Source organism: Alcaligenes sp. SDU_A2 (assembly GCF_038237375.1).
In the GTDB taxonomy this organism is placed as follows: domain Bacteria; phylum Pseudomonadota; class Gammaproteobacteria; order Burkholderiales; family Burkholderiaceae_B; genus Alcaligenes.
This window is the reverse complement of sequence record NZ_CP151273.1, coordinates 2,043,220-2,059,502: the sequence shown is the minus strand read 5'-3', so window position 1 is coordinate 2,059,502 and position 16,283 is coordinate 2,043,220. Positions and strand designations below refer to the sequence as shown.

Annotated in this window: 15 protein-coding genes; 11 read left to right on the top strand and 4 right to left on the bottom strand. The window is 60.5% G+C overall.

The window, feature by feature from the left end:
• The first annotated feature begins 1 nt into the window (after nucleotide 1).
• Genes lpxA through AADW57_RS09640 form a run of 4 tightly spaced genes read left to right on the top strand, consistent with a single transcriptional unit; the run spans nucleotide 2 to nucleotide 3,482 of the window.
• Nucleotides 2–790: an acyl-ACP--UDP-N-acetylglucosamine O-acyltransferase gene (gene lpxA / locus AADW57_RS09655; RefSeq protein WP_341666683.1), complete on the top strand. Its 789-nt coding sequence runs from the start codon at nucleotides 2–4 to the stop codon at nucleotides 788–790.
• A complete protein-coding gene (gene lpxB / locus AADW57_RS09650) occupies nucleotides 787–2,103 on the top strand; it encodes a lipid-A-disaccharide synthase (RefSeq protein ID WP_341666682.1) in 1,317 nt (438 codons plus the stop codon). Before lpxA ends, lpxB begins: the two co-directional genes overlap by 4 nt.
• Complete coding sequence (gene rnhB, locus AADW57_RS09645; protein ID WP_341666681.1) at nucleotides 2,093–2,713, top strand: ribonuclease HII; 621 nt, start codon at nucleotides 2,093–2,095, stop codon at nucleotides 2,711–2,713. Before lpxB ends, rnhB begins: the two co-directional genes overlap by 11 nt.
• Nucleotides 2,700–3,482, top strand: a complete 783-nt coding sequence (locus AADW57_RS09640; protein WP_341666680.1) for a TrmH family RNA methyltransferase — start codon at nucleotides 2,700–2,702, stop codon at nucleotides 3,480–3,482. Before rnhB ends, AADW57_RS09640 begins: the two co-directional genes overlap by 14 nt.
• Nucleotides 3,483–3,540: 58 nt before the next feature.
• On the opposite strand, the gene amaB is transcribed toward AADW57_RS09640, so the two are convergent.
• The gene (gene amaB, locus AADW57_RS09635) at nucleotides 3,541–5,073 is read right to left on the bottom strand and encodes an L-piperidine-6-carboxylate dehydrogenase (RefSeq protein ID WP_341666679.1); all 1,533 of its coding nucleotides are present in this window, start codon (nucleotides 5,071–5,073) and stop codon (nucleotides 3,541–3,543) included.
• Nucleotides 5,074–5,310: 237 nt separating this feature from the next.
• Between amaB and AADW57_RS09630 the strand changes: the two genes are divergently transcribed.
• Nucleotides 5,311–6,597: an NAD(P)/FAD-dependent oxidoreductase gene (locus AADW57_RS09630; RefSeq protein WP_341666678.1), complete on the top strand. Its 1,287-nt coding sequence runs from the start codon at nucleotides 5,311–5,313 to the stop codon at nucleotides 6,595–6,597.
• A gap of 74 nt (nucleotides 6,598–6,671) precedes the next feature.
• On the opposite strand, the gene ppsR is transcribed toward AADW57_RS09630, so the two are convergent.
• The gene (gene ppsR / locus AADW57_RS09625) at nucleotides 6,672–7,505 is read right to left on the bottom strand and encodes a posphoenolpyruvate synthetase regulatory kinase/phosphorylase PpsR (RefSeq protein ID WP_341666677.1); all 834 of its coding nucleotides are present in this window, start codon (nucleotides 7,503–7,505) and stop codon (nucleotides 6,672–6,674) included.
• A gap of 172 nt (nucleotides 7,506–7,677) precedes the next feature.
• Between ppsR and ppsA the strand changes: the two genes are divergently transcribed.
• Nucleotides 7,678–10,044 (top strand): phosphoenolpyruvate synthase, encoded by a 2,367-nt coding sequence (gene ppsA / locus AADW57_RS09620; protein WP_341666676.1) that lies wholly within the window; start codon nucleotides 7,678–7,680, stop codon nucleotides 10,042–10,044.
• Nucleotides 10,045–10,204: 160 nt separating this feature from the next.
• Here the strand turns inward: ppsA and AADW57_RS09615 are convergent, their stop codons facing one another.
• Nucleotides 10,205–10,843, bottom strand: a complete 639-nt coding sequence (locus AADW57_RS09615; RefSeq protein ID WP_341666675.1) for a TetR/AcrR family transcriptional regulator — start codon at nucleotides 10,841–10,843, stop codon at nucleotides 10,205–10,207.
• Nucleotides 10,844–11,177: 334 nt separating this feature from the next.
• Here AADW57_RS09615 and AADW57_RS09610 point away from each other — a divergent pair, with 334 nt between their 5' ends.
• Nucleotides 11,178–12,491: an NAD(P)/FAD-dependent oxidoreductase gene (locus tag AADW57_RS09610; RefSeq protein WP_341666674.1), complete on the top strand. Its 1,314-nt coding sequence runs from the start codon at nucleotides 11,178–11,180 to the stop codon at nucleotides 12,489–12,491.
• A gap of 33 nt (nucleotides 12,492–12,524) precedes the next feature.
• On the opposite strand, the gene smpB is transcribed toward AADW57_RS09610, so the two are convergent.
• The gene (gene smpB, locus AADW57_RS09605; RefSeq protein WP_341666673.1) at nucleotides 12,525–12,989 is read right to left on the bottom strand and encodes an SsrA-binding protein SmpB; all 465 of its coding nucleotides are present in this window, start codon (nucleotides 12,987–12,989) and stop codon (nucleotides 12,525–12,527) included.
• A 59-nt stretch (nucleotides 12,990–13,048) separates the two neighbouring features.
• Here smpB and AADW57_RS09600 point away from each other — a divergent pair, with 59 nt between their 5' ends.
• The 4 genes from AADW57_RS09600 to AADW57_RS09585 all read left to right on the top strand — a co-directional run bounded on the left by AADW57_RS09600 (nucleotide 13,049) and on the right by AADW57_RS09585 (nucleotide 16,265).
• A complete protein-coding gene (locus AADW57_RS09600) occupies nucleotides 13,049–13,483 on the top strand; it encodes a type II toxin-antitoxin system RatA family toxin (RefSeq protein WP_341666672.1) in 435 nt (144 codons plus the stop codon).
• Nucleotides 13,476–13,823 carry an RnfH family protein gene (locus AADW57_RS09595; RefSeq protein WP_341666671.1) on the top strand — a complete coding sequence of 116 codons (348 nt, stop codon included), beginning with the start codon at nucleotides 13,476–13,478 and terminating at the stop codon, nucleotides 13,821–13,823. The genes AADW57_RS09600 and AADW57_RS09595 overlap by 8 nt, the downstream gene beginning before the upstream one ends.
• Nucleotides 13,824–13,965: 142 nt before the next feature.
• Entirely contained in the window at nucleotides 13,966–15,114 is a 1,149-nt protein-coding gene (locus tag AADW57_RS09590) for an acyl-CoA dehydrogenase family protein (RefSeq protein ID WP_341666670.1), read from the top strand.
• Nucleotides 15,111–16,265, top strand: coding sequence for an enoyl-CoA hydratase/isomerase family protein (locus tag AADW57_RS09585; protein ID WP_341666669.1), 1,155 nt, complete (start codon nucleotides 15,111–15,113; stop codon nucleotides 16,263–16,265). Before AADW57_RS09590 ends, AADW57_RS09585 begins: the two co-directional genes overlap by 4 nt.
• Nucleotides 16,266–16,283: the final 18 nt, after the last annotated feature.

The following is a 16,283-nucleotide window of genomic DNA, read 5'->3' as shown; positions in this document are numbered from 1 at the left end:
TATGCGTATACACGAAACGGCGATCATCGAGGACGGTGCACAACTGGCCGACGATGTCCAAGTCGGTGCCTACAGCATTATCGGGCCCAACGTGACGATTGGAGCCGGCACTCGTGTGGGGCCGCACTGCGTGATCGACGGCCACACCACCATAGGCCGCAATAATCACTTTTACCGTTTCTGCTCGATTGGCGGCGTGCCGCAGGATAAAAAATACGCCGGCGAACCGACCCGTCTGGAAATTGGCGACGGCAATACGGTGCGCGAATACGTCACCATCAATACCGGCACCATCCAGGACGTGGGCGTTACCCGTGTGGGCAACGATAACTGGATCATGGCTTACGTCCACATCGCGCATGACTGCCAGGTGGGCAACCACACCATTATTGCTAACAGCGTGCAGTTGGCCGGGCATATTCATATCGGCGATTGGGCCATCCTGGGCGGTTTGACCGCGGTGCACCAATTCGTGCGCATCGGTGCGCACAGCATGGTGGGCGGCACCAGCTCGGTGCGGCAGGACATCCCCCCTTACGTCATCGGCGCGGGCGATCCGTTTCGGCCCGTGGGCATCAATAGCGAAGGTTTGGGCCGCCGCGGCTACACGCCCGAGGCGGTCGCCGCGGTCAAGGATTGCTATAAGCTCTTGTACCGTCGCAAGCTCACCATCGAGCAAGCCGTGCAGGAAATGGGGCAATTGCAGCAGGCCCAGCCCGAATCGGTGGCAGCGATCCAGATCATGGTGGACTTCCTGAACAGCTCCAGCCGTGGTATATCGCGCCCATGACAAGCCCTTTGGGCGCGCGTCCCGTCCAGCCGGATGGGGCAGGGCGCGACGCCGTCTCCCACGTCAGCCAGCAGCAAACCGCTGCGGCGCAGGGTAAGCATTTATCCGGCCTGACCGTCGGCATGGTGGCCGGCGAACCTTCCGGCGATCTACTGGCGGCCCGCATCATCAAAGGTTTGCGACATGGCCAGAGCAATGTGCAGGTCGAAGGCATAGGCGGCCCGGAAATGGCCGCCGAACAGTTCCGGCAGCATTATCCGATGGATGCCTTGACCGTCTTTGGCTATGTCGAGGCCTTAAAGCGCATCCCCGGCTTGGTTTCTACCTATCTGGGCATGCGCAACCATTGGCTGCGGCACCGGCCCGATGTCTTTGTCGGCATCGACGCGCCCGACTTTAATCTGCGTTTGGAACAGCGTTTGCGCCAAAGTGGCGTGCCCACGGTGCATTTCGTGGGGCCGTCCATCTGGGCCTGGCGCTACGAACGCATCCATAAAATCCGCGAAGCCGTCTCGCATATGCTGGTCTTGTTCCCTTTTGAGACCGAGATCTACGAAAAAGAAGGCATACCGGTAACCTATGTCGGCCATCCGCTGGCGGCCAATATTCCCATGCAGCCGGACAAACAGGATGCGCGTCGTCGTTTGGGGTTGGATGGCGTCGGGCGTGTGCTGGGGGTGCTGCCGGGCAGCCGTTCTTCGGAAGTGCGCCTGCTGGCACCGCGCTTTCTCAAGACCGTGCAAATTTTGCAGCAACAAGATCCTGGTCTGACAATTCTTGTGCCTATGGTCAATGCCAAGCGCAGGCAGGAGTTCGAACAGGCGCTGGCCCAGTGCCCGGTGCGTAATCTGCACCTGGTGGATGGCGATACGCCCGGCATACGCAGCCCCGATGCGCAAGGTATCGTGCGCCCGGCGGCCTGGAGCGTCATGGAAGCCAGCGATGCCGTGCTGGTGGCCAGCGGCACGGCCAGTCTGGAAACAGCGTTGTACAAGCGCCCTATGGTGATTTCCTATGTGTTGACGCCCATGATGGAGCGCATCATACGCTGGAAGTCCGGGCAGGACAGACCGTATGTGCCGTGGGTGGGCTTGCCTAATGTGCTGGCCCGCGACTTTGTGGTGCCCGAGTTGCTTCAGCAGGATGCCGAGCCGGAAAAGCTGGCCCGCGAATGCTGGAAGGCCTTGACCGACCAAGACTATGTCACGCGTATCGAGGCGACGTTCACACGGATGCACGAACAACTGCGCCGCGATACGCCGGCTCTGGCCGCGAAGGTCATTCTGGATCTGGCGGGGCGGCATGCAAGCTGATCTTTTTCAGAGCCAGACCGTCGTTGGCTTGATTGCCGGTCTTGACGAAGCCGGCCGCGGCCCTTTGGCCGGCCCCGTCTTTGCAGCAGCCGTTATTCTGGACCCGGCCCGTCCTATTGCCGGCCTGAATGATTCCAAGAAGCTGACGGCGCGACGCCGGGAAGCGTTGGCCGGGCAGATCAAAGAACAGGCGCTGGCCTGGGAGATCGCCAGCGCCAGCGTCGCGGAAATCGACGACATCAATATTTTGCAGGCCGCCATGCTGGCCATGCAGCGCGCCTGCAATGCACTGGCGATCCAGCCGGTTCAGGCACTGGTCGATGGCAATCGAGTGCCGGGCGGACTCTGCTGTCCGGCCATTGCCTTGGTCAAGGGCGATGCCACGCAGCCTGCCATCTCGGCGGCATCTATTTTGGCCAAGACGGCCCGCGATGCGTATTGCATGGATTTACACGCCCGTTTCCCCGAATACGGTTTTGATCAACACAAAGGCTACGGAACCGCTTTGCATCTGCAGCGCCTGGCCGAGCACGGCGCGTGCGAGGCGCATCGCCGCAGTTTTGCTCCAGTACGCCAAATCCTGTTAGGTACTTCCCATGCGCTTGATTGAATCCAAGGACAACGCGCTCTTCAAGCGCGTTCAGCGTCTGGCGCATGATAAGCGGGAGCCGGCTGGAGACGGTCAACTGGTGTGGCTGGAAGGGGTGCACCTGTGCCAGATGTGGCTGGAGCATCGAGGACTGCCGGAATTGGCGGTGTTTGAGATGGACCGCCACACGGACGAACTACTGGAGCTGTCCCGCTTTTTGCCGGGCCGTGTCTGCGTCACCTTCAGCGCGGCGTTGATGAACGGCGTGTCGCAAGTGGGGCAAGGGCAAGGCGTGGGGTTTGTCGTGCGCGTGCCGCGCGCCGCCGCCTGGACGCCGCCACGCATGCGGGCGGTGTTGCTGGATCAGGTACAGGACCCCGGCAATGTGGGCACAGTCTTGCGCACGGCTGTCGCCGTGGGGCTGGAGGCCGTCTATTTGACGCCAGGGTGCGCCAGCGTCTGGTCCCAGAAGGTGCTGCGCAGCGCCCAGGGCGCGCACTTTTCCATTCAGTTGCACGAGCAGGTCGATGGGGTGCAGCTTTTGTCCACGTCAGGCTTGCCTGTGCTGGTGACGTCGCTGGGGCAAGGGGCTACCGATCTGTACGACACGAACTTGCCGGACAAAGGCGTGTGGGTGTTCGGTAACGAAGGGCAGGGCGTCAGCCCCGCGCTGGCTGCATTGGCCACCCAACGTCTGTTCATCCCCCAGGCTCCCGGTGTGGAATCGCTTAACGTAGCGATTGCCACCGCTTTATGCCTGTATGAACAGCGACGTCAGCACCTTGCCTGAAGCCGGTCGCAACGAAGATCGCCCACCGCATGCTCTTGAAGTTCGATGCAAGGCATGCCTATATCTCGAACCTGATGCCTTGCGCCAGGGGCAGTTCGTGCGAGTAGTTGATCGTATTGGTGGCGCGGCGCATATAGGCTTTCCAGGCGTCCGAGCCTGATTCGCGCCCCCCGCCTGTTTCCTTTTCGCCCCCGAAGGCACCACCGATTTCCGCTCCCGAGGTGCCGATGTTCACATTGGCGATACCGCAGTCCGATCCGCTGGACGACAGAAAGCGTTCCGCTTCCCGCATGTCGGTCGTGAATATTGCCGACGATAAGCCTTGGGGCACATCGTTCTGCAGCGCGATCGCCTCGTCCAGATCATGGTAGGTGAGCACATAGAGCAGAGGGCCGAATGTTTCCTGACGCACGATGTCGGTCTGGGCGTGCATGTGCGCAATGGCCGGGTGTACATAGTAACCGCCTGGCGCTTGTGGGATGTTGATGCGCGTGCCACCTAATAGTCGTCCGCCCTGATCTCTGGCCTGGACCAGACTGGCCTGGAACGCGTCAAAACCTGCTTTATCGATCAAAGGGCCCACCAAGGTTTGTGGCTCCAGCGGATTGCCGATGCGCAGCTTGCCGTAGGCGGCCTGCAGTCGGGGCAGCAAGCGATCTTGGATGCTGTCATGCACGATCAGGCGGCGGGTCGTGGTGCAGCGCTGGCCGGCCGTGCCCACGGCAGCAAAGACAATGGCGCGCAAGGCCAGATCCAGGTCCGCGCTGGGAGTCACGATAACGGCGTTGTTGCCGCCCAGTTCCAGAAGCACGCGGCCAAAGCGTTGCGCCACGCGTGGCCCGATATCGCGGCCCATGCGGGTGCTGCCGGTGGCCGAGACCAATGCAATCTTATGGCTATCGGCAAGCGCGGCTCCCACCCGATGGTCGCCCAATGCAAGCTGATTTAAATAGGGGGGCGCTTTCGCAAAATGTTCAAGCGCGCGCTCGAACAGGGCTTGGGTCGCCAGTGCTGTCAGTGGTGTTTTTTCCGATGGTTTCCAGATTACGGCATTGCCGGCCACCAGCGCCAAGGCGGCATTCCAGGACCAGACGGCCACCGGGAAGTTGAAGGCGGTAATGACACCCACGATACCCAGCGGATGCCAGGTTTCCATCATGCGGTGGCCGGGGCGCTCACTGGCGATGGTCAGGCCGTGGAGTTGGCGGGAGAGCCCGACGGCAAAGTCGCAGATGTCTATCATCTCCTGGACTTCGCCTTGGCCTTCGGCAAGTATCTTGCCCGTTTCCAGGGTAACCAGTGAAGCCAGCGCTTCTTTATGAGCGCGCAGTTCCTGGCCAAATAGACGGATCAGTTCTCCGCGCTGGGGAGCAGGCACATCGCGCCATTGCAGGCTGGCATCGTGGGCACGCTCTATAAGGACAGGGATTTGACCCACGGACAAGGGCCGGACGTGTCCGATGACCGTGCCGTCGATGGGGGTATGCACGGGCGTGCCGTCGAATTCTTGGTGTTCGGTTTCCGGCACGCCTAACTGTCGCAGCAAGGCATGGCAGGCGTGGGCCAAGGACGGGCAGTTCAGGGATGGCATGACGGGCTCCTGGCTATCAGCGAGACAGGCTGGGCCGATGCGCGAGGGCAGCGTGCGGCTGCCTGCTCACGGCATGTGCCTGATCCGGTAAATTATTTCATCGCTAAGCTCAAAAGGGCCTATCGAAAACCCTAGCCTGTGCATAAGCGCACAGGCGTTTGCCGTGGCGTGCAGGCCAGCTGTCTGGCGCTACACTGTGGGCATCGGCCCATCTGGCTGGGCATGGAAGGAGCGGCCATGAACCAGGACCCTCGCAGCCACGGATTATGGGCAGACAGCGCTCCGCCGGGGCCGGACACGTCTTATCTGGGTGTAGGGGAGCCCGCGGTCGATGTTCTGGTGATCGGTGGGGGCTTTACGGGCCTGTCGGCGGCCTTGCACCTGAGCCAGGGCGGGGCCAGGGTGGCCGTACTGGAAGCGCAGGAATTGGGCTTTGGTGCCTCGGGGCGCAATGTCGGTCTGGTGAATGCGGGCTTGTGGCTTATGCCCGAGTCCTTGCCTTTTTTGCTGGGGCCGGTGTATGGGCCGCGTCTGTTGCGAATATTGGATCATGCCCCCGATCTTGTGTATCAATTGGTGCAGCGGCACGACATGCAGTGTCAGGCGGTGCGCAATGGTACGCTGCATTGCGCGGTTGGCGCCGCCGGCTTTCGCGAGATCCGGGCGCGTTGGCAGCAATGGAAACAGCTGGGTGCGCCCGTCGAGCTGCTGGACGCCGATGCCACTGCTCGGGCGCTGGGAACGGCGGCGTACAGGGGCAGCCTGCTTGATCATCGCGCCGGAACGATACAGCCCTTGGCGTATGTGCGGGGGCTGGCCCAGGCCGCCGTGCGAGCGGGGGCGCGGCTCTACACCCATAGCCGCGTCAGAGCTGTCAACGATGGGGGCACGCATTGGCAGGTGTGGACGGATCAGGGCAAGATCGACACAAGCTGGGTGCTTGTCGCCACTGATGCCTATACCCAGGATATCTGGCCCGAGTTGCAGCGGCAACAGATTCGTCTGCCTTATTTCAATATGGCCACCCGTCCCTTGGATAAGCGCCAGTACGCTCATATTCTGCCCAAGGGCGAAGGAGCCTGGGACACCCGAAAGATGTTGTCCTCGTTTCGTCTGGATCAGGACGGACGGCTGATCTTTGGCAGCGTCGGCGCATTGCGCGGCGTGGGCACGCGCATCCACGAAAACTGGGGCCGCAGGGCGCTATCCCGATTGTTTCCCGAATTGGGCCGTGTGGAGTTTGACTACGAGTGGTACGGGCACATCGGTATGACTTCCGATGCCTTGCCCAGACTGCATCAGTTGGCGCGCCATACCGTCAGCATCAGCGGCTACAACGGCCGGGGCATCGCACCTGGCACGGTGCTAGGCCGGGAATTGGCGCGTTTGATTCTGGGGCAGATCGATATGGCGGACATGCCCTTGCCGCTGACCGAGCCTGCACGGGCACCACTCAAGTCTGCGCGTGAGGCACTCTATGAATATGGCGCGATGGCGGCCCATGCCGCCAGCGATCGTTTTTAAAGACCACCGCCCAATCAAGCAGTCACCGGGGCTGTGGGGAAAAGCCCGTCAAACGCCGCTTTGCCCCGACAGGCTTAGTAGGTGCGGCGGTCCAGGCCCACGTCGTCCAGGATCTTGGTGGAAATCTCCTCGATGGACTTGGTGGTGGTGGAGAGCCAGGTGATTCCCTCCATACGCATCAGGCGTTCGGCTTCGGCCACTTCCATGCGGCATTGCTCGATGGAGGCGTATTTGCTGTCCGGGCGGCGTTCGTTGCGCACTTCAGCCAAACGATCCGGATGGATGGACAGGCCAAAGATCTTTTTGCGGTAGGGGGCCAGCGTGGCGGGCAGGGTGCCGCGCTGGAAGTCCTCGGGAATCAGGGGGTAGTTGGCGGCCTTGACGGCGTATTGCATGGCCAGATACAGGCTGGTGGGGGTTTTGCCGCAGCGCGACACGCCGACCAGGATGACGTCGGCCTGCTCCAGCCCGTTGACGTACTGACCGTCGTCGTGGGCCAGGCTGAAGTTAATGGCCTCGATGCGATTGTTGTATCGTTTCGACATTCCGCCCGAATGCGAACGGCCCACCGAGCGGCTGGATTTAACGCCCAAGGCACGCTCGATATGACGCACAAAGGCACCAAACAGATCCAGGAACGTGCAATTGGAGGCACCGATGATGTGCGCCATCTTGGGGTCGACCAGTGTGCTGAACACCAGTGGCTGCTGGCCTTGCTCCTGAGCGCAGTGGTTGATGCGTTCGGCCACGGACTGGGCTTTTTCGATGGTATCGATAAAAGGGATGCGGATGGCCTGGAACTCGAACTGGGCGAATTGCGAGAGGACGGAGTGGCTGAAGGTTTCAGCGGTGATGCCCGTGCTGTCGGAGACGACGAAGACGGTGCGCTCGATAGGAGAGGATGACATGGAATAAGTCGTGCACAATGCTCGGGAAACGGTACAATTTGCAAGATTACCATTTAACCGTCCAGGCGGGGCGATGATCAAAAGGCTGGTTTGCCCAAGGCATGCACAACAGACAGGCGCACACGCGCGCATGCCTTGAGCAAACACGCTTTTTTTTCTATTAAGGTGACTTATGTCTTACGTAATTGCATTCGACAAGCTCCGCATGACGGACGTCGATTCGGTGGGCGGCAAAAACGCCTCGCTGGGTGAAATGATCAGCCAGCTTGCCGATGTGGGCGTGCGCGTTCCCGGTGGCTTTGCCACCACGGCCGACGCCTTCCGTCTGTTTCTCAAGAGCAATGGCCTGGATCAGCGGATTGCCGAACGCCTGAGCACTCTGGATGCCGACGATGTGCGCGAACTGGCTGCCGCCGGTGCGCAGATCCGCCAGTGGATCATCGATACTCCCTTTCCTGCCGAATTCGAAAAAGCCGTGCGCGAATCCTTCGCCCAGCTGGACGCCGACGGCAAGGGTTCGTTTGCCGTGCGTTCCTCGGCCACAGCCGAAGACTTGCCGGACGCGTCGTTCGCCGGTCAGCAGGAAACCTACCTGAACGTGGTGGGCATCGACGAAGTGCTGGAAAAAATCCACCACGTGTTCGCCTCGCTGTACAACGACCGCGCCATCTCGTACCGCGTGCACAAAGGCTATGCCCACGCCGAAGTGGCGCTGTCGGCTGGTATCCAGCGCATGGTGCGTTCGGACAAGGGCAGCGCCGGCGTGATGTTCACGCTGGACACCGAATCAGGCTTCAAGGATGTGGTCTTTATCACTTCGTCCTACGGTCTGGGCGAAACCGTGGTGCAGGGTGCCGTCAACCCGGACGAGTTCTACGTTTACAAGCCAACGCTGGCCTCGGGCCACTACCCCATCATCAGCCGCCGCATCGGCTCCAAGCTGATCAAGATGGAGTTTGACGACAGCCGCAGCACCGGCCATGCCGTGCGCACCGTGGATGTGCCCGTGTCCGAGCGCAACCGCTATTCGCTGAACGACGAAGAAGTCATCGAACTGGCCCGCTACGCCACCATCATCGAAAAGCACTACCAGCGTCCCATGGACATCGAGTGGGGCCGCGACGGCATCGACGGCAAGATCTACATTCTGCAAGCCCGTCCCGAAACCGTGAAGTCCCAGCAGGCCAGCAGCGATGTGCAGGAGCGCTACCGCCTGAAAGCCACCGGCGACGTTTTGGTCACGGGCCGCGCCATTGGTCAGAAGATCGGCTCGGGCAAGGTGCGCATCGTGGCCGATGCCTCCGAAATGGATCAGGTCAAACCCGGCGACGTGCTGGTGACTGACATGACGGACCCCAACTGGGAGCCCATCATGAAGTTGGCCTCGGCCATCGTCACCAACCGTGGCGGCCGCACGTGCCACGCTGCCATTATTGCCCGCGAACTGGGCATTCCTGCTGTCGTGGGTTGCAATAACGCGACCGACGTGCTCAAGGAAGGCCAGGAAGTCACGGTTTCCTGCGCCGAGGGCGACGAAGGCCGCATTTACGACGGTCTGCTCGATACCGAGATCGAAGAGGTCAGCTGGGGCCAGATGCCCGAGATCGGCCTGAAGATCATGATGAACGTGGGCAACCCGCAACTGGCGTTCGACTTCTGCCAGATCCCCAACGCCGGTATCGGCTTGGCGCGTCTGGAGTTCATCATCAACAACAATATCGCCGTTCACCCCAAGGCCGTGCTGGACTATCCCAATGTGGACAGCGACCTGAAAAAAGCCGTGGAATCGGCAGCGCGCGGCTACGCCAGCCCACGTGCTTTCTTCGTGGAAAAGCTGGCCGAAGGCGTGGCCACGTTGGCGGCCGCTTTCTACCCCAAGCCGGTCATCGTGCGTCTGTCGGACTTCAAGTCCAACGAATATCGCAAGCTGGTGGGTGGTTCGCGTTACGAGCCTGAAGAAGAGAACCCAATGCTGGGCTTCCGAGGCGCTGCGCGCTACCTGTCGGACGACTTCGAAGAGTGCTTCAAGATGGAATGCGAGGCTCTCAAGAAAGTACGTGACGAAATGGGTCTGACCAACGTGGAAATCATGGTGCCTTTCGTGCGCACCTTGGGTCAGGCAGAGCGCGTGGTCGGCTTGCTGGCCAAGCACGGCCTGGCACGCGGCGAAAACGGCCTGCGCCTGATCATGATGTGCGAAGTACCGTCCAACGCCATTCTGGCCGACCAGTTCCTGCAGCATTTCGACGGCTTCTCGATCGGTTCGAACGACATGACCCAGTTGACTCTGGGCCTGGACCGCGACTCGGGCATGGAGTTGCTGGCTGCCGACTTTGATGAACGCGACGAAGCCGTCAAGTTCATGCTCAGCCGCGCCATCAAGGCCTGCCTGGCACAGAACAAGTACGTGGGTATCTGCGGCCAAGGCCCCAGCGACCACGCCGATCTGGCCCAGTGGCTGCGCGACGAAGGCATCCTGTCCCTGTCGCTCAACCCGGACACCGTTGTGGATACCTGGCAGCGTCTGGCTACCGCCTGATGTCGGCTTAAATCCCGGCTTGGCTTGTTCCGGCCGGGAAAGTTTTGCTCCGGTGCTTTCAGGTCGGATGCGACACAAAAAACCCGCCTTTGCTGGCGGGTTTTTTATTGGGTTCTTCGCTAAATACAGGGGATTCTTGGCGTGCTGTGGCCGCTGTGTTTTAGCTGCGGTCGATCTGGTAGACGCGCAGGAACATGTCGATGATGTATTTGGTTTCGCGCTGGACGCGCTCTTCGTCCCAAGGGTCCATGGCACCCATCAACAAGGTAATGATTTCCCCATCGCACAGGCAATGCAGGTGATCGGACATCAGTTTAGGGTCCAGCGAGCGCAGCATGCCGCGCTCGACCTGACCGGCCAAAAAACGCGTAACGCTGTCCCAGATCTGATCGTCCAGCATATTGAAGAAGCGTCGCCCAATATCGCTATGGCCGCCGACCGAAACCACAACGCGCAACAGTTGCGCTGTTTCCTTGGAGTACAGCTTGCGCAGCATGGGCGGCAGGAAACGGCCTAGTTCGGTTCGTGTGTCGCTGTTTTCATCCAGCTCGATCAGTACTTCTTCGGCAAACTCCTGCGCGCCTTTGACCAAAGTGGCCAGCAGCAGATCTTCCTTGGACGGAAAGTAATTGTAGAGCGTGCCCTTGGAGCCACCCGCCAAGGCGGCGATCTGCGACATGGATGTGGCCTCGAAGCCGTGCTCACGAAAGACCTCGGAGGCGACTTCCAGGATCTTGTCGCGTCGTTCGCGTCCCTTGCGGGTGGCGCGTTGCGACTTGCGGGGGACATCGTCATGCATGGTTGGTAAAAGATAAGGGTTAAGTCAGCACAGTATAAACCATACCGTATGGACAGGGCGCGGCAGCAGCGTGCGCTCGATTAGGGTGGGCCAGAGTATAGGGCTAGGGCAGGCGGTGTGGGTGGCAAAGGCGTCTTTTTTTGATTTTTTGCAATATATGCATGCCTGATGAAAGCCATCTGACGTGCGCCAGGCGATATGTCCATTCCCTTTCCTTTTTCGCGGGGCAACCGATAAAGCGATAAGGAACTTTTATAGTTATTATCTCTTTTGGCTTAAAGCAATAGATCCGGATTCTGCTAGTGTCTATCTTGAATCAGCACAGGAGTTCTACATGGTCAGTACACAGCCTTTTCAAGTCCTTATCGTAGGCGGCGGCGCAGGCGGATTGGAGTTGGCCGCCAAGCTGGGACGCCAGTTTGGCCGAAAACACGTCTTTCTGGTGGATAAGGATACCGACCATATCTGGAAGCCTTCTTTGCACGAAGTGGCGGCCGGCACGCTGGACATCCACCGCGAGGGTTTGTCGTACTTCATGCTGGCGCGCGATTGCGGTTTTACGTTTGTGCTGGGAGAAATGCTGGGCATAGACAGGCAGGCGCGTCGTGTGTTCCTGGCCCCGGTTCTGGGCGAGGATCAGGAGGAGGTCTTTCCGGCTCGCGAACTGTCCTACGATATGCTGGTCATGGCAGTGGGCAGCAAATCCAATTTTTTCAATACGCAGGGGGCTCGCGAGCATGCGATTGCGTTGGATTCCACGCATCAGGCCGAGCGTTTTCGCCTGAAATTGTTAAATCAATTGATCAGCGCCAGCCGGCGCGGCGACCGCGAACAAGGCTCGGCCCTGTACATCAACATTGTGGGGGGCGGGGCAACCGGCGTGGAGCTGGCGGCTGAGCTGCTGGAAGCCAGCGCCGACCTAAGCTTTTATGGCATTCCGGCCAACGAGGCCGAACGGGAAGTGCGCATTACCTTATTGGAAGGGGCAGAACGTATTTTGTCGGCCTTGCCGCCCAAATTGTCGGCCACGGCACAGCACTTGCTTGAGCAACGCGGCGTCACGGTGCGCACCTCGGTGCGGGTTAGTCGCATCGAGTCCGATCATATCGAAGACGCCAACGGGACGCAGTTTCCCAGCGATCTGTGCGTGTGGGCGGCAGGAATCGAAGCGCCGGCCTTTCTGGCACAGTTGGGCCTGCCCGTCAACCGCATCAATCAGTTGGTGGCTGACCGCTGTCTGCGCACGCCTGATCCGCATATTTTGGTTCTGGGCGATTGCGCGCAAGTGCCGTGGGGAGATGAAACAGGCGGTTTCTTGCCCGCCCGCGCGCAGGTGGCACATCAACAGGCCAATTACCTGCGCAAGCGCCTGGGGGCGCTGATTCAGGGTCAGGAGCTGGACGATACGCCGTTTGTGTTCAAGGACTACGGCTCGCTGGTGTCAGTTGGGCACAGCCGTGGCGTGGGCAGCCTGATGGGCGTGCTGTCGGGCAAAAGCTGGTTTGTCGAGGGCCTGCTTGCGCGCATCATGTACATGAGCCTGCACCTGATGCACTACATGGCGGTGCTGGGCGTGCTGCGCACCGGCACACTGGCGCTGGGGCGTTTGCTCAGCAAGCGGGCCGCACCTCGTGTTAAATTACACTAATTACAAAAGATACAACGGGCCGATCGGCCCGTTTTATTCGTGGGCCTTGCGGCGGGTGTCGTGCTTCATCAGGCGTTCCTGTTCGCGCTTCCAGTCTTTGTCGCGGGAGACGTCGCGCTTGTCGTGCAGCTTCTTTCCCCGGCCCAGGCCGAAGTCCAGTTTGATGCGGCCCTTTTTGTAATGCAGGTTCAGAGGAACCAGGGTATAGCCGCGCTGCTCGACTTTACCGATCAGCTTGCGGATCTCCTCGGCCCTGAGCAGCAGTTTGCGCGTGCGCGTGGCGTCCGGGCGGATATGGGTGGAGGCGGTCGGCAAGGCGCTGACGTGCATGCCCAGTACGTATAGTTCGCCGTCGCGCACAATGACATAGCTTTCTTTGAGCTGCACATGGCCGGCCCGGATCGCCTTGACTTCCCAGCCTTCCAGTACCAGCCCGGCCTCGAAGCGCTCTTCGATGAAGTATTCGTGGGTTGCCTTGCGGTTATCAACAATGCTCATGAATCAATTGCCAGCCTTAGATTGTAAAATCAGAACATTCTATCTATTAACCTGACCTGATGCATACAGTTAAACGATCCGTCCTTGTTCCTTACAGCTGCGAGCAGATGTTCGATCTGGTGGCCGATGTGGAAAAGTACCCCGAGTTCATGCCCTGGTGCGGCGGGGCCAGCGTCCAGCAGCGCAGCGAACACGGCATGCAGGCCTCGGTCACCATCAGCATTGCCGGCATACGTCAGACCTTCACCACCCGTAACGAACACGACTATCCCAAGCATATTGTCCTGCGTTTGGTCGACGGACCTTTTTCCGCCCTGACCGGAGACTGGCAGTTCACGGCCTTGGGCACGGACGGCTGTAAAGTGGTCTTTACCATGGATTACGAGTTTTCCAGCCGGGCGCTGGAAATGGTGGTGGGGCCCATTTTCAATCGGGTCGCCAACAGTTTTATTGACTCGTTCACGCGCCGGGCCCAGGAGGTCTACGGTGACTGAACTGACCGTCACGGTCATTATCGCCAGCCAAAGTCAGGTCTGGCGCGCGCAGCTAACGCTACCGGCGGCAAGCAGCGTGCGCGATGCGCTGCGCCAGGCAGACGTCGGCATCGGTCTGGCACAGTGCGGCTTGCCGGTTCAGGAACCGGAGGCGTTGCGGGTCGGCGTGTTCGGTCAACGCTGCGAACTTGACCAGCTCTTGCGCGATCAGGACCGCGTAGAAATCTACCGCGATCTGGTGTTTGATCCTATGGAATCGCGCCGTCGGCGCTATGCCCACAAAATGGCCGCGCCCAAGGCGGCCCGGCCGCGTCGCAAGACTGCCGCCGCTGCGCGCTGATCGCGCGCCTGTCTTTTTAACGGACCAGCTTCTGTCCGTTAGTGCTTAATTCGCTAGTGTGTTCGGCCCCGCGCGATTGTCATCGGTATGACAACTTTGCGGGGCGGCTGGCATTATGGTGAGGCAAAACAAGGAGACAGGCATGATACTGACAGACGAGCAACAGGCTTTCGCGCAAGCCGCCCGCGAATTTGCGCAAGGCGAGCTGGCCCCGTACGCGGCGCACTGGGATCAGGAGCAGGAGTTTCCAATCCAGGCCTTTCGCAAGGCGGGTGAGTTGGGCTTTTGTGGTTTGTATGCGGACGAATCCATAGGCGGCCTGGGTTTGGGCAGGTTGGAGGCCAGTCTGGTGTTCGAGGAAATGGCGGCGGTGGACCCTTCGACCGCCGCATTTCTGACCATACACAATATGGCCACCTGGATGGTCGGCCGATGGGGCTCGGATGCCGTCAAGGCGCAGTGGGGCAGCGACCTGAGCGCCGGCCTGAAACTGGCTTCGTACTGCCTGACCGAGCCGGGCTCGGGTTCGGATGCGGCATCCTTGCGCACACGGGCGCAGCGCGAGGGCCAGGACTATATCATCAGCGGCAGCAAAGCCTTTATCTCTGGTGCGGGCGATACCGATCTGCTGATCGTGATGGCACGCACAGGGGGCGACGGCCCCAAGGGGATATCCGCGTTTGCCGTGCCGGCCGATACCGCCGGTATCAGCTATGGGCGCAAGGAACTGAAAATGGGCTGGAACAGCCAATCCACCCGTCCCGTCAGTTTTGATCGCGTGCGGGTTCCGGCCCATGCTTTGCTCGGAAACGAAGGCGACGGTTTTAAGCTGGCCATGAAAGGGCTCGATGGCGGGCGTATCAATATTGCCTGCTGTTCGGTCGGAGCCGCGCAAGGGGCCTACGAGGCCGCGCGCCAGTACATGCAGGAGCGCCGCCAGTTCGGTCAGCGCCTGGATCAGTTCCAGGCCCTGCAGTTCAAGTTGGCCGACATCCTGACCCATACCGTTGCCGCCCGGCAGATGGTGCGTCTGGCGGCCTCTCATCTGGATGCGGGCAGCGAACAAGCCAGCACCTATTGCGCCATGGCCAAACGTCTGGCCACTGATCTGGGGTTTCAGGCCTGCCTGGACGCGCAGCAATTGTTCGGTGGCTATGGATATTTGAAGGATTACCCAGTCGAGCGCTTGGTGCGCGATGCCCGTGTACACCAGATACTGGAGGGCACCAACGAAATCATGCGCGTTATCATTGCCCGACACATTATTGACCAAGGAGCCGACATCCGATGAGTGATTCCGTATTGTTCGAACGTGTTGCCGTCCCCGGTGGGCAGGTTCTGGGGTTGGCGACGCTGAACCGCCCGCAGGCCCTGAACGGACTGGACCTGGAGATGTGCCGCCTGCTCCTGACCCAATTGCAGACCTGGGCCCAGGACGAATCCGTGGCGTTGGTGATTTTGCGGGGCGCAGGCGACAAAGCGTTTTGTGCCGGAGGGGATCTGCATGCTTTATATGCCGGCATGCAGGCCAACCAGGGCGGGCAGCCTTGGGACAATCAGTACGCCCGCGAGTTTTTCGATATCGAATATCGGCTGGACTATCTGATCCACACGTATCCCAAGCCCGTGCTGTGTTGGGGTGACGGCATTGTCATGGGGGGCGGGGTCGGCTTGTTCAATGGGGCCAGCCATCGCGTGGTCACCGACAGTACTCGATTTGCCATGCCTGAAATCGCCATCGGCCTTTTTCCCGATGTGGGCGGTACCTGGATGTTGGCGCGTTTGCCCGCCGGCGTCGGCCATTTTCTGGCCTTGAGCGGTGCGCAGATCAACGCAGGCGATTGCTTGTTTTTGGGGCTGGCCGATGCTTTCTTGCCATATCGCGCCTTTCCAGCCTTGCTCGATGCCTTGACGCAGCAGGACTGGCAGGGCAAGCGCGAACAGCTGGATCGACGCCTGTATGCCGTCATTGATCAGGTACGCGGTTCAGCCCACGCCGCTCTTGGCCCTTTGGAGCGCCACTATGCCCAGTTGCGTGCCTTGTGCGCCGGGCGCGACTTCGAGCGCATCACTCAGGGCCTGCTGGCGTGGCACGACAGCTCCGACCCCTGGCTGGCGCGGGCGTCCCAGACGTTTGCCAAGGGCTCACCCGGTTCGGCGCGCCTGTCCCATGCCTTGCTGGAGCGGGTGCGCCATCTGTCCCTGGCGGATGTATTCCGGCTGGAATACATCGTGTCCCTGCAATGCGGGGTGCAGGGCGATTTCCAGGAAGGCATACGGGCCTTGCTGATCGATAAGGACAAGCAGCCGCGCTGGAATCCGGACAGCCTGGAGAAAGCCGATGCGCAGTGGGTAACGCGGTTTTTCCAGCCTAGCTGGCCCGCCGGGATGGATCATCCCCTGGCCGATCTGGGCCGAAGTATGGGCGAAGCGGCCGTCTGAGCCGTCTGCCCACGCCTA

What these genes read in the sequence shown, in the direction of transcription:
- rnhB (WP_341666681.1), top strand. Translation starts at nt 2,093, where the DNA reads ATGCAAGCTGATCTTTTTCAGAGCCAGACCGTCGTTGGCTTGATTGCC.
- AADW57_RS09630 (WP_341666678.1), top strand. Translation starts at nt 5,311, where the DNA reads ATGAACCAGGACCCTCGCAGCCACGGATTATGGGCAGACAGCGCTCCG.
- AADW57_RS09615 (WP_341666675.1), bottom strand. Translation starts at nt 10,843, where the DNA reads ATGCATGACGATGTCCCCCGCAAGTCGCAACGCGCCACCCGCAAGGGA.
- ppsR (WP_341666677.1), bottom strand. Translation starts at nt 7,505, where the DNA reads ATGTCATCCTCTCCTATCGAGCGCACCGTCTTCGTCGTCTCCGACAGC.
- AADW57_RS09640 (WP_341666680.1), top strand. Translation starts at nt 2,700, where the DNA reads ATGCGCTTGATTGAATCCAAGGACAACGCGCTCTTCAAGCGCGTTCAG.
- lpxA (WP_341666683.1), top strand. Translation starts at nt 2, where the DNA reads ATGCGTATACACGAAACGGCGATCATCGAGGACGGTGCACAACTGGCC.
- lpxB (WP_341666682.1), top strand. Translation starts at nt 787, where the DNA reads ATGACAAGCCCTTTGGGCGCGCGTCCCGTCCAGCCGGATGGGGCAGGG.
- smpB (WP_341666673.1), bottom strand. Translation starts at nt 12,989, where the DNA reads ATGAGCATTGTTGATAACCGCAAGGCAACCCACGAATACTTCATCGAA.
- AADW57_RS09610 (WP_341666674.1), top strand. Translation starts at nt 11,178, where the DNA reads ATGGTCAGTACACAGCCTTTTCAAGTCCTTATCGTAGGCGGCGGCGCA.
- AADW57_RS09600 (WP_341666672.1), top strand. Translation starts at nt 13,049, where the DNA reads ATGCATACAGTTAAACGATCCGTCCTTGTTCCTTACAGCTGCGAGCAG.
- ppsA (WP_341666676.1), top strand. Translation starts at nt 7,678, where the DNA reads ATGTCTTACGTAATTGCATTCGACAAGCTCCGCATGACGGACGTCGAT.
- AADW57_RS09585 (WP_341666669.1), top strand. Translation starts at nt 15,111, where the DNA reads ATGAGTGATTCCGTATTGTTCGAACGTGTTGCCGTCCCCGGTGGGCAG.
- AADW57_RS09590 (WP_341666670.1), top strand. Translation starts at nt 13,966, where the DNA reads ATGATACTGACAGACGAGCAACAGGCTTTCGCGCAAGCCGCCCGCGAA.
- amaB (WP_341666679.1), bottom strand. Translation starts at nt 5,073, where the DNA reads ATGCCATCCCTGAACTGCCCGTCCTTGGCCCACGCCTGCCATGCCTTG.